We start from the raw sequence: 13,966 nt of genomic DNA on the forward strand, positions 1-13,966 counted from the left end.
CCTCCCCGAAGCGGGGAGGCGCGTTTTATGCGGCCCCGGAGACACTAACAATGAGTCAAGCGATCGAAGTCAAGGTGCCGGACATCGGCGATTACAAGGACATTCCTGTGATCGAGGTGCTGGTGAAGGCGGGTGATACCGTCGAGAAAGAGCAGTCGCTCATCACGCTGGAGTCGGACAAGGCGACGATGGACGTGCCGAGCCCGGCATCGGGCACGGTGAAGGAAGTGAAGGTCAAGGTTGGCGACAACGTCTCGGAAGGCGTGCTCGTCCTCGTGCTGGAAGCCGCCGGCGCCGCCGCGGCTCCCGCTGCCGCACCGGCCGCGAAGGAAGAGAAGGCCGCACCGGCCGCGAAGGAAGAGAAGGCTGCACCGGCCGCCGCGCAAGCCGCAGCGCCCGCGCCGGCAGCCGCTGCTGCCGCGCCCGCCGCGAGCGGCGGCGTGCAGACCGTCAAGGTCCCCGATATCGGCGACTACAAGGACGTTCCGGTCATCGAGATCGGCGTGAAGGTCGGCGACCGCGTCGAGAAGGAGCAGTCGCTCGTCACGCTCGAATCGGACAAGGCCACGATGGATGTGCCGAGCCCGGTCGCGGGTATCGTCAAGGAAATCAAGGTCAAGGTCGGTGACAACGTGTCGGAAGGCGCGGAAATCATCGTCGTGGAAGCGGAAGGTGCGGCAGCCGCTGCGCCCGCGCCGGCTGCGAAGGCGCCCGCCGAACAGCCGTCCGACGCACCGCAGGCTGCGCCCGCCAAGGCCGCGCCCGCTGCGCCGTCGGCACTCGCGCAAGCCCCGATCATCCCGGCCGGCGAAGGCGGTTCGCGCCGTCCGAGCCACGCTTCGCCTTCGGTGCGCAAGTTCGCGCGCGAACTGGGCGTCGACGTGGCGCGCGTTGCGGGCTCGGGTCCGAAGGGCCGTATCACGCAAGCCGACATCACGGCATTCGTGAAGGGCGTCATGAGCGGCCAGACGGCGGCTCCGGCTGCCGCTGCGGCTCCGGCAAACGGCGCGGGCCTGAACCTGCTGCCGTGGCCGAAGGTCGACTTCACGAAGTTCGGCCCGATCGACACGCAGCCGCTGTCGCGCATCAAGAAGATCTCGGGCGCGAACCTGCACCGCAACTGGGTCATGATCCCGCACGTCACGAACAACGACGAAGCGGACATCACCGATCTCGAAGCGCTGCGCGTGCAACTGAACAAGGAAAACGAGAAGGCCGGCGTGAAGTTCACGATGCTGGCGTTCGTCATCAAGGCAGTGGTTGCGGCGCTCAAGAAGTTCCCGGCGTTCAACGCGAGCCTCGACGGCGACAACCTCGTGTTCAAGAAGTACTTCCATATCGGTTTCGCCGCCGATACGCCGAACGGTCTCGTCGTTCCGGTGATTCGCGACGCCGACAAGAAGGGTCTCGTCGACATCGCGAAGGAAATGACCGAGCTGTCGAAGCTCGCGCGTGAAGGCAAGCTCAAGCCGGACCAGATGCAAGGCGGCTGCTTCTCGATCTCGTCGCTCGGCGGCATCGGCGGCACGCATTTCACGCCGATCATCAACGCGCCGGAAGTGGCGATCCTCGGCCTGTCGAAGAGCGCGATGAAGCCCGTGTGGGACGGCAAGCAGTTCGTGCCGCGTCTCACGCTGCCGCTCTCGCTCTCGTACGATCACCGCGTGATCGACGGCGCGGCTGCCGCGCGCTTCAACGCGTACCTCGGCCAGATCCTCGGCGATTTCCGCCGCGTGATCCTGTAAAACCGTTTCGACCGGCCAGCACCCAACGCGCCGCATCCGCTCTTCAAGCCGATGCGCGCCGCGACCGGTGCGGCCGGTCGTTCCTGAAGGGGACACCATGAGTCTCGTCGAAGTGAAAGTGCCGGATATCGGCGACTTCAAGGACATCGACGTCATCGAAGTCAACATCAAGCCGGGCGACGTGATCGAGAAGGAGCAGACGCTCGTCTCGCTCGAGTCGGACAAGGCCACGATGGAAGTGCCCAGCGATGTCGCGGGCACGGTCAAGGAAGTGAAGATCAAGGCCGGCGACAAGGCGTCGCAAGGCACGCTGGTCGCGATCGTCGAAGTGTCGGAAGGCGCGGCTGCGCCCGCGCCGAAGGCCGAAGCACCGAAGGCGGAAGCGCCCAAGGCGGCCGAAGCGCCGAAGGCTGCTGCGCCCGCGCCGCAAGCCGGCAGCTTCAGCGGCAGCGCCGACGTCGAATGCGACATGCTCGTGCTCGGCGCGGGCCCCGGCGGCTACTCGGCGGCGTTCCGCTCCGCCGACCTCGGCATGAAGACCGTGCTGGTCGAGCGTTATGCGACGCTCGGCGGCGTGTGTCTGAACGTCGGCTGCATTCCGTCGAAGGCGCTGCTGCACACGGCGCTGGTGATCGACGAAGCCGCGTTGCTCGAATCGCACGGCATCTCGTTCGGCAAGCCGCAAGTCGATCTCGACAAGCTGCGCGACTTCAAGTCGGGTGTCGTCAAGAAGCTGACCGGCGGTCTCGCCGGCATGGCCAAGGCGCGCAAGGTCGAAGTCGTGACGGGCCTCGGCTCGTTCATCGATCCGCACCACATGGAAGTGGCGGGCGAGGGCGGCAAGAAGATCGTCAAGTTCAAGCAGGCGATCATCGCAGCCGGTTCGCAGGCCGTGAAGCTGCCGTTCATGCCGGAAGATCCGCGCGTGGTCGATTCGACCGGCGCGCTGGAACTGCGTCAGCTGCCGCAGAAGATGCTGGTGATCGGCGGCGGCATCATCGGTCTGGAAATGGCGACCGTTTATTCGACGCTCGGCGCGCAGATCGACGTCGTGGAAATGCTGGACGGCCTGATGGCCGGCGCGGACCGCGATCTCGTGAAGGTCTGGGAGAAGTACAACGCGAAGCGCTTCGCGAATGTCATGCTCAAGACCAAAACGACGAAGGCCGAAGCGAAGGAAGACGGCATCTACGTCACGTTCGAAGGCGAAAAGGCTCCGGCCGAAGCGCAGCGTTACGACCTCGTGCTGGTCGCCGTGGGCCGCTCGCCCAATGGCAAGAAGATCGGCGCGGACAGGGCCGGCGTGGCGGTGACGGATCGCGGCTTCATCGAAGTCGACAAGCAGATGCGCACCAACGTGCCGCACATCTTCGCGATCGGCGACGTGGTTGGCCAGCCGATGCTCGCACACAAGGCCGTGCATGAAGGCCACGTGGCGGCGGAAGCGGCGCACGGCGAGAAGGCGTACTTCGACGCGCTGCAGATCCCGTCGGTGGCTTACACCGATCCGGAAGTGGCGTGGGCCGGCAAGACGGAAGAGCAGTGCAAGGCCGAAGGCATCAAGTACGGCAAGGCCGTGTTCCCGTGGGCCGCTTCGGGCCGCGCGATCGCCAATGGCCGCGACGAGGGCTTCACCAAGCTGATTTTCGACGAAGAGACGCATCGTGTGATCGGCGGCGGCATCGTCGGTCTGAACGCGGGCGATCTGATCAGCGAAGTCTGCCTCGCGGTGGAAATGGGCGCGGACGCGACCGACATCGGCAAGACGATTCACCCGCACCCGACGCTGGGCGAATCCGTCGGCATGGCCGCCGAGCTGTACGAAGGCGTCTGTACCGATCTGCCGCCGCAGAAAAAGAAGTAAGACGTGGCGTGCCGCTGTCGCAGGCGGCATGCACGTAAGCAGACAGACGTAAGCAAACGGCGCACTCCGCAGGGAGTGCGCCGTTTTTCTTCATGCGACGCCTGGATCTTTCTGATCGGGCTGGCGGGTAGGTCGAGAGGCGCGCCGGAGCGGTAAAAAAGATTCCCGGTCGGCGACCGGGTAAGCGGCACGCCTTGCAGCATGCCGGAGCGTCGGTGCCGGAGCGCGCAGCCGTTGCAGCGCGCACTCCGGTTCGGCGGGTATCAGTTATCAGTCAGCCGACAGCCGGCGTGCGCCGGCGCTGCGTGCCGACAACCGGCCTCAGACCGTCTTCTTGGCCGAAGCGGAAGCCGAGCGCGAGGCTTGTGCGGCAGCCTTGCTGGCCGCGGCGGTGGCGGCGTTGAAGTTGCTTTCGGCCATTTCGACCGCTTGCTTGGTGGCCTTGTGGACCGTTTCGTAGGTCGTGTTCGCGGCGTTGATGGCCGACTTGATCACGGCGACGGCGGTTTCTGAACCGGCGGGCGCGTTCTTCGCGACGTTGTCGACGAGCGACTGCACCTTGCGGTTCTGCTCTTCGTAGTGGGCTTCGGCGACCTTCGCGAATTCGGCTTGCGTGGCCGACGCGATTTCATACACGTGGCGGCCGTACGAGAGCACCTTTTCGGCGAGCGGTTGCGCATAGCTCGACTGGAGCGCGAGCAGTTCCTGCGCATCCTTCACCGACAACGCGCGCTGTGCGTGTTCCTGCGATTCCGCCAGATTCGAGCGAACGGCCTGAAGATTCAATTCGACCAGCTTTTCCACGCCTTCGAAGGCCTTGCCGGTCAGGCCGAACAGGGTTTCGAGGTTGGCTTTTTGGGCGGCGACGAATTGCTCAGGGGTCAGCAGACTCATGTTTACGCTCCTGGATGGTTAGCGGCCTCGTGTGGGTGGGCCGCCTGGAGTAAGTGGCAAGACGCTGGTGATCTGCCGGACGCTTTGGTGCGTCGCAACATTGAAGACGATTTTAGGATGCCTGAGGCGAAAGTCAAGCGTCTTGTGGTGCGTCGCACCATGTCATTTAATTGTTATTAAACAAGCACTTATGCGATTGGCATGTGGCAATTTGCATGCCTGTTGGCAATGTGCGGCATGGCGCCACGGGCGCGCACGCGCAAACCGGCGCCTGGCCTTGCTGGACAAGGCCAGGCATATGCGCGCTGATTCTGGCAAGATTGAGGCTGACGGCGCATCGGAGGTTGTGCCGTCAGATTCGAGGAAGCCTCATGCGGGATTTCACTTAACGCGTCCACCAGATTGCGTCACGGAACGTTAAAGATTCATTCCGGTCGAACGCGCGTCGTGCGTTTCGGCGGCATAGGCGTCTGAGCATCGTCCCCGGTATTTATCCCACATCAAGTTCTGCATGACGTGCGCCGTTAATGCGTAGGCGACAGCAATAGTCGCCGGCCATTGGCGCAGCAGGGCGGGACCGCCCGGACGATTGTCTCTGTCCATCGAGAATGCGAAGCATATTGGTCTACTCAATCAAGAACCAGATTTCGGTTTAACGAGTAGCCATAAGTGCTTCAATTTGCGAATTTTTCGTGGTTTTACTACACTTGGCGAACGATCCCGCCGCTCCATCCAGAACACCAATGAAATCCGACAAATTCCTGTCGTTCAAGCTGGTGCCCTCATCGGTTGTCAGCACCGCGCTGTCGGTGGCTGTGTCCGTGGCCATCAGCACGACGCTATTCGTGCCCGAAGGCGCGTTTGCTGCGTCGCAGAACACCGCTGCGGCCAAGACGGCCAAGGCGAAGAAGTCCACCAAGAAGGTTGCGCCGGCATCGGCCAAGGTTGCGAAGAAGGCGGGCGCTGCCCGCACCGTCGCGGCCAAGGACGACGACGCGCGCCCGGTGGCCAAGAAACGCCGCGTGGCCTACACGATGAACGGCCGCCATCACACGGCCGTGCGCCGCGTGGCGTTCGAGCCGCGTCAGCCCACCGCCGGTCAGGCGTTTGGCCTCCACGAGACGCCCGATTCGCTGATGCTGCGCTCGGGTGTGGCCTATGTGGTCGATCAGAATTCGCTCGAACCGCTGTTCGACAAGAACTCGCGCGCCGTGGTGCCGATCGCCTCGATCTCGAAGCTCATGACCGCGATGGTCGTGCTCGACTCGAAGGCGCCGCTCACCGAGCAGATCGAAGTCACCGACGAAGATCGCGACTACGAGAAGAACACGGGCTCGCGCCTGTCGGTCGGCTCGGTGCTGTCGCGTGAAGACATGTTGCACATCGCACTGATGGCGTCGGAAAACCGCGCGGCCGCCGCGCTCTCGCGCTACTACCCGGGTGGCCGCCCGGCGTTCATCGCCGCGATGAACGCCAAGGCGAAGCAGCTCGGCATGACCGACACGCATTTCGAGAACTCCACGGGTTTGACGAGCCACAACGTGTCGAGCGCGCGCGACCTCGTGAAGATGGTCAACGCGGCGTATCAGTACCCGATGATCCGTCAGTTCTCGACCGATCGCAGCTACGACGTGTTCACGGGCAAGCGCAACCTCGCTTACAACAGCACGAACGCGCTGATCCGCAATCCGTCGTGGGACATTGGCTTGCAGAAGACCGGCTTTATCAACGAAGCCGGCGAGTGCCTCGTGATGCAGACGGTCGTGCATGGCCGTCCGGTGATCATGGTGCTGCTCGATTCGAGCGGCAAGTACTCGCGCTTCGCCGACGCTACGCGCGTGCGCACGTGGCTGGACAACGGCGGCGCCGACCAGCAGCCGCGTATCACGAGCGCGGACGCGGGCGGCGCGGGGACCTGAGCCGCATCGCGCCAATACCGAGTTCGTCTCGCAAAACGCCCCGCTACTGCGGGGCGTTTTTGTTTTCAGGCGTCGCTCCGACGAGCGTCGGGCGAGCGCCTACGCCATCCGGCCAGCTTTATGGGCGCCGGTTCAATCGGCAAGATTTCCAGTGATGAATCAAGGCGGCCAGCCGGGCATCGAGACCGGTTGGAGTTTGATGGTTGTCAGTTGACAACTATCTTGACGATACATACACTGGGTGGGTCGATGAGACGATCGCATGCGAAGAAAGAGGTCGAGGCGGCACTGGTTTATGCCGAGACTCGAGGTTGGTTAGTTATACCAGGTAAAGGCCGCAGCCATGCGTGGGGGAAGATGTTTTGTCCGCTCAATCAGGGCGATTGCCGTTGCGGCGAATTTTGCATCACGAGCATCTGGAGCACCCCGCGCAACGCGGGCAATCACGCGAACATGCTCAGGCGCGTGGTGGACAACTGTACGGCGCAGCCGAAGGGACCGCCCGGCACGCCATTCAGCGTGCCGCCGGGCAGTGCGGCCGGGGGCGTGCCGCATGAGGCAAGGTCACGGCGGCCCGTTGTAGCCCGCGAGCACGAGTCATGCACGCGCAATGCACCAGTAACGCACGAATAAGGCAGGAGTCAGGCATGGAATACGTTTTCACGCTCAAGTATCAGCTTGCACCGGAAGACAGCGACCACAACGTGCTCGTCGAACGGCTCGCGCAGGCGGGCTGCGACGACGCCACCATCGGCGTAGGCTTGCCGGGGCGCATTGCGCTGGCGTTCACGCGTGACAGCGCAACGGCATGGGAAGCCATCTACACGGCCTTGCAGAACGTGAAGGAGGCGGTGCCGTCCGCGCGGCTCGTGGAAGCGGCGCCCGACTTCGTCGGTTTGACCGACGTCGCGGACATGACGGGCATGTCGCGACAGAACATGCGCAAGCTCATGCTCGTTCACGCAGACGACTTTCCGCAGCCGGTCCACGAAGGCAGTCCCTCGCTCTGGCATCTGAGCGACATTCTTGCGTGGCTCGTTGGCCGCGATGGTTACAGCATCAGCGCGGCGCTGCTCGAAACGGCGCGCTCGGCCCGGCAGGTCAATCTCGCGAAAGAGGCGCGTGCGCTCGATACGCAGATTGACCGGCAACTCGAAGCACTCGTGGGATGAGTTCTGCACGCTAGCTCGCGCGCGGGAATTTGCGGGCGCAAAAAAGCGGAGGACCTGCCTCCGCTTCGTGTGCCGCGACGCCGTGCGTCAGTGTGCCGGTCTCACGCGGTGTGAACGTGTCCGTCGACCGGTTCCGGGTGATAACCCAGCGACTCCGAAATCGTCAGCGCGGTCTTGCTCAACTGACCGAGCCACGAGTCCTGCAGGCGATCCGCAGGCGCGGAAAGTGAGAGGCCCGCCACGAGCTTGCCGGTGTCGTCGTAAATACCCGCGGCAATGCAGCGAACGCCCAGCTCGAGCTCTTCGTTATCGCGCGCGCACGATTCCTGGCGCACATGCGTGAGTTCGCGTTCGAGGCGGCTGAGGTCAGTAATGCTGTTGCGCGTATGACCCGAGAGGCCGGTGCGCGTTGCATAAGCGCGCACGCGGGTGGCTTCGTCGGCGGCGAGAAAAAGCTTGCCCACCGAAGTGAGGTGCAGCGGCGCGCGGCCGCCAATGGCGCGCACGACCTGCATGCCCGAGCGCTCCGAATACGCGCGTTCGATATACACGATTTCGTCGCCCTGGCGTACGGAGAGATTGACCGTCTGCCCGGTGAGGCGGTGCAGTTCGCGCATCGGCGAAAGCGCTGCGTCACGCACCGAAAGGCGCGCTTTCACGAGGTTGCCGAGTTCGAGCAGACGCATGCCCAGCCGGTATGTGCCGGGGTCGGAGCGGTCCACCAGACGGCAACTCACCATATCGTTGAGGATACGGTGCGCAGTCGAGGGGTGCAGCTCGGTACGTTGCGCCAGTTCTTTCAGGCTGACGGGGTCGGTGTGCGCGGCAAGTGCGTCTAGGAGCCGCATCATGCGCTCGATCACCTGAATCGAGGTCTTCGGATCCGGATTCGTGTCGCTCATGGGTGCAATTTCGTTTGACGCGTGAAGCGGAAAATTCATTGTATCTCGTATTGTGAAAAAAGTAAGCGCCTGGCGAGCCTCGTTGCTGCACTGCCGCAGTGTCGGATCAAGCGCACTGAGGCTAGCTGTTGGGCGCCGCGGGGCGAGAGAAACCCGGGCAGCCCCGCGTTGGTGGCGGGCGCGAAACATCGGATAATCGGGGACGGTTTTTAGGAGGAATCCCATGCGAGTCGGTTTGTTCGTCACTTGCCTCATCGACACGATGCGTCCCGAGATCGGTTTTTCGACGATCAAACTGCTCGAATCGGCGGGCTACGAAGTCGTCGTGCCGCCCGCGCAAACCTGCTGCGGTCAGCCGGCCTACAACTCGGGCGAACGCGCGCTGGCGCGCGATCTGGCCGAAAAGACGCTGCGCGAATTCGAACAGTTCGACTATGTGGTCATACCGTCGGGCTCGTGCGGCGGCATGATCCGCGCGCACTACGGCGACCTGTTTCGCGACGACCCCGAGCTCATGTCGCGCTACGGCAAGCTGCGCGAGCGCGTATTCGAGCTGACCGACTTTCTGGTCAACGTGGCGAAGGTCGCGTTGCCCGAAGGCGAGTTTCGCGGTCCGGTCACCTATCACGATTCGTGCTCGGGGCTGCGCGAACTGGGCGTGAAGGCGCAGCCGCGCGCGCTCCTTGCGCAACGGGGTGTCGAAGTCCACGAGATGAAGGACTGCGAGCATTGCTGCGGTTTCGGTGGCACGTTCGCGGTCAAGTACGGCGCGATTTCCACCGCGATCGTCGACGAGAAATGCATGAACGTGCAGGCGAGCGGCACGGGCGCGGTGGTGCTCGGCGACCTCGGCTGCATGCTGAACATCGAAGGGCGACTGCGTCGCACCGGCGACGCACATACGCGTGTGCTGCATATCGCACAGGTGCTGGCCGGCGACGTCTGACGCGTCGCGCTGTCGCGCCAACGCCGCACGCTGCTCCATCCGCACGTTCACGCCACTTAATTGCCCGACACTCCGCCATGCAAGTCCAATCGATGCAGTTCAAGGCGCGCGCCGGCCAGAAGCTTGCCGACCAGCGTCTGCAACAGAACCTGAAGAAGCTCTCTACCAAGTTCGTCACGGCACGGGCGGAGGCGATCACGGCCATCGACTTCGAGGCCACGCGCGCCGCGCTGAAAGCGCGCCGCAACCGTGCGCTGGAGAATCTCGACGTCTGGATCGAGCAGTTCGAGGCCGAGGCCACGCGGCGCGGCGTCACGGTGCTGTTTGCGGAGACCGCACGCGACGCGGCGCAACTGGTGGCCGACATCGCGCGCAAGCACGAGGTGCGCAAGGTCATCAAGACGAAGTCAATGGTCTCGGAGGAGATGCAGCTCAACACCGTGCTCGCGCAAATGGGCGTGCAGTCCATCGAGACGGATCTCGGCGAGTACATCCTTCAGATCAACAACAACGAACCGCCGAGTCACATCATCGCGCCCGTCGTCCACAAGGACAAAGACGAGATCGCCGACCTGTTCGCGCAGACGCATCACACAGCGCGTCTGACGGAAATTCCCGACATGACGCGCGAGGCGCGCGAGGTGCTGCGGCCACACTTCCTCTCGGCGGACATGGGCGTGACGGGCGGCAACTTCCTCGTCGCGGAAACGGGTTCGGTCGTGCTGGTCACGAACGAGGGCAATGAGGGCATGTGCACGGTGATGCCGCGCGTGCACGTGGCGGTCACCGGCATCGAAAAGGTGCTGCCCACGCTGGAAGATCTCGCCACCGCCATGCGCCTGCTGCCGCGTTCGGCGACGGGGCAGGCCACCTCGAACTATTTTTCGATGCTCACCGGCCCGCGCGGTCCGGGCGACCAGGATGGGCCCGAGCATATGTATGTGGTGCTCGTCGACGGTGGCCGCACCGGGCTGATCGGCGGCGAGTTCCAGGAAATGCTGCGCTGTATACGATGCGGCGCGTGTATGAACCACTGCCCCGTCTATCAGAAGGTCGGTGGCCATGCGTATGGCTGGGTTTATCCGGGGCCGATGGGATCGGTGCTTACGCCGAGCTACGTCGGGATCGAGAAAGCGCTGGATCTGCCCCAGGCCGCCACGCTTTGCGGCGAGTGCAACAGCGTCTGCCCGGTCGGCATTCCGCTTTCGGACCTGCTGCGCAAGCTGCGCGAGAAGCAGACCGAACGCAAGCTGCGGCCGTGGCGCGAACGCGCGGCGCTGGCCGTCTGGGGCTGGTTCGCGCTGCATCCCACGGCTTATGCGCTGCTGACCAAACTCGGCGTGCGCGTGCTGGAGCGCCTGGGGCGGCAGGGGCAGTCGATCCGCAAGCTGCCGTTCGCGCGCGGCTGGACCGAGGGGCGCGACATGCCCACGCCGGTTGGACGCACGTTCCGCGAACTGTACGCGGCGCGCCAGACGCATCTCGACGCCAACGCAACGCGGGCTCGTCAACCGTAAATCCGCCACTGTTTAACCTGCGGCAACAGTGTGTTCGTCTTTGTCGGGTTTTTCCTGATTGCGATCGTCTATATCATTTCGACTGGCGATAGTGCGTCTCAAGCACCTCGCCCCATAGTCGAGAGAGAGTCGCATCATGAGAAAGAAAATAGTGGTGTATTGGCCGCTGGCGCTGATCGTGCCGCTCGCGGCGATTGCATGGGTTCATGCCTGGGATACCGCCGAGCAGCAACTGCCGCTCGCCGCCGATCAGGTGAGCGCCGAACTGGCGCGCGCCGTGTCGTATGGTCTCGTCGGCGATGCCGGCGACGTGAAAGCGCCGGTCAAGGCCATGCGCGGCGCGAGCCCGCTGCCGCACGCAAGCACGATCTGAGCAACCGGTGCGCCGCAGGCGTGCCAAGCGCGCATTTGCCGCACTTTGTATAATTGCGGATTCGGCTGTCGCCAGTCCGGTTCGAGCCCGATAGTACGGGCTTCCTGGCGGATTCGGCAGACCCGGTCACACCTCGCCCAGCCCGCACCCCGACACGATGAACAAGGTTTCCGTTTGTTTCGTTTGCCTCGGCAACATCTGCCGCTCGCCCACGGCTGAAGCGGTGATGCTGCGCATGGTCGACGAGGCGGGCCTGAATGGCCGTGTGGTGGTCGATTCCGCGGGCACGGGCAACTGGCACATCGGCGAGGCGCCCGACGAGCGCGCCCAGCGCGCGGGCAAGCAGCGCGGCTACGATCTCGCGCCGCTGCGCGCGCGCCAGATCGAGCAGGAAGATTTTGCGGCGTTCGATCTGATCGTCGCGATGGACGACGCCAACGTGACCGCGCTGCATCAGGTCGCGCCGGCCGGCGAGCGAGACAAGATCCGCTTGCTGATGGAATTCGCGCCGAACGCGGAGGATCGTGTGGTAACCGACCCTTATTTCGGCGGCGCGGCGGGCTTCGAGTCGGTGCTCGACCAGTGCGAGGCCGCCTGCGCGGGTTTGCTGGCGGCGCTGCGTCCGCAACTGGTGGATTGAAGTGAACGGTGCGGTGCACGCGTTGCAGGAAGTGCGCCGTTTTACCTTTTCGTCATGTGCCTAATAACCCGAATGGCGGCACGGATACTTGACTAAACTAGTCATGTATTTATACTTGACGAAAATTGTCGAGAATTGCGGTTCCCCTACCATCATGAGACTCACCACGAAAGGCCGTTTCGCCGTCACGGCGATGATCGACCTGGCCCTGCGCCAGGAGCAGGGCCCGGTGACGCTTGCGGGTATCAGCCAGCGCCAGCACATTTCGCTGTCGTACCTCGAACAGCTGTTCGGCAAGCTCCGCCGCCATGAAATCGTCGAATCGGTCCGCGGGCCGGGCGGCGGGTACAACCTCGCGCGTCGCGCGGAGGACGTCACGGTCGCGGACATCATCATCGCCGTGGACGAGCCGCTCGATGCCACGCAATGCGGCGGCAAGGGCGCGTGCGAGGGTACCAAGCAGCACGACGGCCACTGCATGACGCACGAACTCTGGTCCACGCTGAACCAGAAGATGGTCGAGTACCTCGATTCCGTGTCGCTCAAGGATCTGGTGGACAAGCAGCGCGCTCGCGAAGGCGCCGCGCCCACGGTCCTGCGCGACCGCCGCGCGGAAGCCCCCGCGGTCGAGCCGGTGAGGGCCGTGCCGCTAGGGCCGAACTCGATTTTCAACATGGCGAGTTCGTGAGCTTGATCCGAGCCGTCAGGACGCACTACACAGTACAGCGCAGCACAAAGATTCCCCGGAGCGATAGATGAATAACGATATTCCCCACCTGCCCATTTACATGGATTACAGCGCGACGACGCCGGTCGACCCGCGCGTGGTGGACAAGATGATTCCGTACCTGCGCGAGCAGTTCGGCAATCCGGCTTCGCGCAGCCACGCCTACGGCTGGGACGCGGAACGTGCGGTCGAGGAAGCGCGCGAGCAGGTCGCCGCGCTCGTCAACGCCGACCCGCGCGAAATCATCTGGACCTCCGGCGCGACCGAATCGGACAACCTCGCGATCAAGGGTGCCGCGCACTTCTACAAGAGCAAGGGCAAGCACATCATCACGGTGAAGACCGAGCACAAGGCTGTGCTCGACACCTGTCGCGAACTCGAGCGCGAAGGCTATGAAGTCACGTATCTGCCGGTGCTGGAAAACGGCCTGATCGACCTCGAAGCGTTCAAGGCGGCGATTCGCCCGGACACGATCCTCGTTTCCGTGATGCACGTGAACAACGAGATCGGCGTGATCCAGGACATCGAGACGATCGGCGAAATCTGCCGCGAAAAGGGCATCGTGTTCCACGTCGACGCCGCGCAATCGACGGGCAAGGCGCCCATCGACCTGCAAAAGCTCAAGGTCGACCTGATGTCGTTCTCGGCGCACAAGACCTATGGCCCGAAGGGCATTGGCGCGCTGTACGTGCGTCGCAAGCCGCGCGTGCGTATCGAAGCGCAGATGCACGGCGGCGGTCACGAGCGCGGCATGCGCTCGGGCACGCTGGCCACGCACCAGATCGTCGGCATGGGCGAAGCGTTCCGCATCGCGCGTGAAGAGATGGCTACGGAAAACGAGCGCGTGCGCATGCTGCGCGACCGTCTGCTCAAGGGCCTCTCGGAAATCGAAGAAACCTACGTGAACGGCGACATGGAGCAGCGCGTCCCGCACAACCTGAACATCAGCTTCAACTTCGTCGAAGGCGAGTCGCTGATCATGGCGGTGAAGGACGTGGCGGTGTCGTCGGGTTCGGCATGCACGTCGGCTTCGCTGGAGCCGTCGTACGTGCTGCGCGCGCTCGGCCGCAACGACGAACTGGCGCACAGCTCGATCCGTTTCACGGTGGGCCGCTTCACGACGGAGCAGGACGTCGACTACGTGATCAACCTGCTGAAGACGAAGATCGCCAAGCTGCGCGAACTGTCGCCGCTGTGGGAAATGCACAAGGACGGCATCGATCTGTCGACCATCCAGTGGGCAGCGCACTAAGTTTCACGCGACGCA

The 13,966-nt window shown here is 63.8% G+C and carries 12 protein-coding genes and 1 pseudogene; 11 read left to right on the forward strand and 2 right to left on the reverse strand.

The annotated features are described in order from the left end of the window. The first annotated feature begins 50 nt into the window (after window positions 1-50). Both aceF and lpdA read left to right on the forward strand, forming a co-directional pair. Window positions 51-1,745 carry a dihydrolipoyllysine-residue acetyltransferase gene (aceF, locus tag G5S35_RS05815; protein WP_183038728.1) on the forward strand — a complete coding sequence of 565 codons (1,695 nt, stop codon included), beginning with the start codon at window positions 51-53 and terminating at the stop codon, window positions 1,743-1,745. Between the two features lie 97 nt (window positions 1,746-1,842). Beyond that, entirely contained in the window at window positions 1,843-3,609 is a 1,767-nt protein-coding gene (gene lpdA, locus G5S35_RS05820) for a dihydrolipoyl dehydrogenase (RefSeq protein ID WP_183038729.1), read from the forward strand. 321 nt (window positions 3,610-3,930) lie between these two features. Here lpdA and G5S35_RS05825 read toward each other — a convergent pair whose 3' ends face one another. Beyond that, the gene (locus tag G5S35_RS05825; RefSeq protein WP_065060276.1) at window positions 3,931-4,503 is read right to left on the reverse strand and encodes a phasin family protein; all 573 of its coding nucleotides are present in this window, start codon (window positions 4,501-4,503) and stop codon (window positions 3,931-3,933) included. 743 nt (window positions 4,504-5,246) lie between these two features. On the opposite strand from G5S35_RS05825, the gene pbpG reads away from it, so the two are divergent. From pbpG to G5S35_RS05835, 3 genes and pseudogenes are all read left to right on the forward strand, one after another. Then, entirely contained in the window at window positions 5,247-6,422 is a 1,176-nt protein-coding gene (gene pbpG / locus G5S35_RS05830) for a D-alanyl-D-alanine endopeptidase (RefSeq protein ID WP_065060275.1), read from the forward strand. Window positions 6,423-6,671: 249 nt separating this feature from the next. Beyond that, window positions 6,672-6,908, forward strand: a pseudogene (locus G5S35_RS39385) (hypothetical protein); the annotation flags it as partial. Window positions 6,909-7,069: 161 nt separating this feature from the next. Continuing rightward, entirely contained in the window at window positions 7,070-7,594 is a 525-nt protein-coding gene (locus G5S35_RS05835) for a helix-turn-helix transcriptional regulator (protein WP_074984415.1), read from the forward strand. Window positions 7,595-7,695: 101 nt separating this feature from the next. Here the strand turns inward: G5S35_RS05835 and G5S35_RS05840 are convergent, their stop codons facing one another. Beyond that, the gene (locus tag G5S35_RS05840) at window positions 7,696-8,496 is read right to left on the reverse strand and encodes an IclR family transcriptional regulator (protein ID WP_065060371.1); all 801 of its coding nucleotides are present in this window, start codon (window positions 8,494-8,496) and stop codon (window positions 7,696-7,698) included. Window positions 8,497-8,719: 223 nt separating this feature from the next. Here G5S35_RS05840 and G5S35_RS05845 point away from each other — a divergent pair, with 223 nt between their 5' ends. From G5S35_RS05845 to G5S35_RS05870, 6 genes are all read left to right on the forward strand, one after another. Then, window positions 8,720-9,442 carry a (Fe-S)-binding protein gene (locus tag G5S35_RS05845; protein ID WP_183038730.1) on the forward strand — a complete coding sequence of 241 codons (723 nt, stop codon included), beginning with the start codon at window positions 8,720-8,722 and terminating at the stop codon, window positions 9,440-9,442. Window positions 9,443-9,519: 77 nt separating this feature from the next. Continuing rightward, window positions 9,520-10,959, forward strand: a complete 1,440-nt coding sequence (locus G5S35_RS05850) for a lactate utilization protein B (protein ID WP_074984417.1) — start codon at window positions 9,520-9,522, stop codon at window positions 10,957-10,959. A gap of 136 nt (window positions 10,960-11,095) precedes the next feature. Beyond that, on the forward strand, window positions 11,096-11,332 hold the full coding sequence (locus G5S35_RS05855) for a hypothetical protein (protein ID WP_065060271.1): 237 nt from the start codon (window positions 11,096-11,098) through the stop codon (window positions 11,330-11,332). 157 nt (window positions 11,333-11,489) lie between these two features. Then, window positions 11,490-11,972 (forward strand): low molecular weight protein-tyrosine-phosphatase, encoded by a 483-nt coding sequence (locus G5S35_RS05860; protein WP_065060270.1) that lies wholly within the window; start codon window positions 11,490-11,492, stop codon window positions 11,970-11,972. A gap of 154 nt (window positions 11,973-12,126) precedes the next feature. Continuing rightward, window positions 12,127-12,660, forward strand: coding sequence for a Fe-S cluster assembly transcriptional regulator IscR (iscR, locus tag G5S35_RS05865; RefSeq protein ID WP_110328268.1), 534 nt, complete (start codon window positions 12,127-12,129; stop codon window positions 12,658-12,660). Between the two features lie 67 nt (window positions 12,661-12,727). Then, entirely contained in the window at window positions 12,728-13,951 is a 1,224-nt protein-coding gene (locus tag G5S35_RS05870; protein WP_065060268.1) for an IscS subfamily cysteine desulfurase, read from the forward strand. The last annotated feature ends 15 nt before the right edge of the window (window positions 13,952-13,966 follow it).

Origin of the sequence: Paraburkholderia tropica, assembly GCF_014171495.1 — a bacterium.
Taxonomy (GTDB): domain Bacteria; phylum Pseudomonadota; class Gammaproteobacteria; order Burkholderiales; family Burkholderiaceae; genus Paraburkholderia; species Paraburkholderia tropica.

What these genes read in the sequence shown, in the direction of transcription:
- aceF (WP_183038728.1), top strand. Translation starts at nt 51, where the DNA reads ATGAGTCAAGCGATCGAAGTCAAGGTGCCGGACATCGGCGATTACAAG.
- lpdA (WP_183038729.1), top strand. Translation starts at nt 1,843, where the DNA reads ATGAGTCTCGTCGAAGTGAAAGTGCCGGATATCGGCGACTTCAAGGAC.
- G5S35_RS05825 (WP_065060276.1), bottom strand. Translation starts at nt 4,503, where the DNA reads ATGAGTCTGCTGACCCCTGAGCAATTCGTCGCCGCCCAAAAAGCCAAC.
- pbpG (WP_065060275.1), top strand. Translation starts at nt 5,247, where the DNA reads ATGAAATCCGACAAATTCCTGTCGTTCAAGCTGGTGCCCTCATCGGTT.
- G5S35_RS05835 (WP_074984415.1), top strand. Translation starts at nt 7,070, where the DNA reads ATGGAATACGTTTTCACGCTCAAGTATCAGCTTGCACCGGAAGACAGC.
- G5S35_RS05840 (WP_065060371.1), bottom strand. Translation starts at nt 8,496, where the DNA reads ATGAGCGACACGAATCCGGATCCGAAGACCTCGATTCAGGTGATCGAG.
- G5S35_RS05845 (WP_183038730.1), top strand. Translation starts at nt 8,720, where the DNA reads ATGCGAGTCGGTTTGTTCGTCACTTGCCTCATCGACACGATGCGTCCC.
- G5S35_RS05850 (WP_074984417.1), top strand. Translation starts at nt 9,520, where the DNA reads ATGCAAGTCCAATCGATGCAGTTCAAGGCGCGCGCCGGCCAGAAGCTT.
- G5S35_RS05855 (WP_065060271.1), top strand. Translation starts at nt 11,096, where the DNA reads ATGAGAAAGAAAATAGTGGTGTATTGGCCGCTGGCGCTGATCGTGCCG.
- G5S35_RS05860 (WP_065060270.1), top strand. Translation starts at nt 11,490, where the DNA reads ATGAACAAGGTTTCCGTTTGTTTCGTTTGCCTCGGCAACATCTGCCGC.
- iscR (WP_110328268.1), top strand. Translation starts at nt 12,127, where the DNA reads ATGAGACTCACCACGAAAGGCCGTTTCGCCGTCACGGCGATGATCGAC.
- G5S35_RS05870 (WP_065060268.1), top strand. Translation starts at nt 12,728, where the DNA reads ATGAATAACGATATTCCCCACCTGCCCATTTACATGGATTACAGCGCG.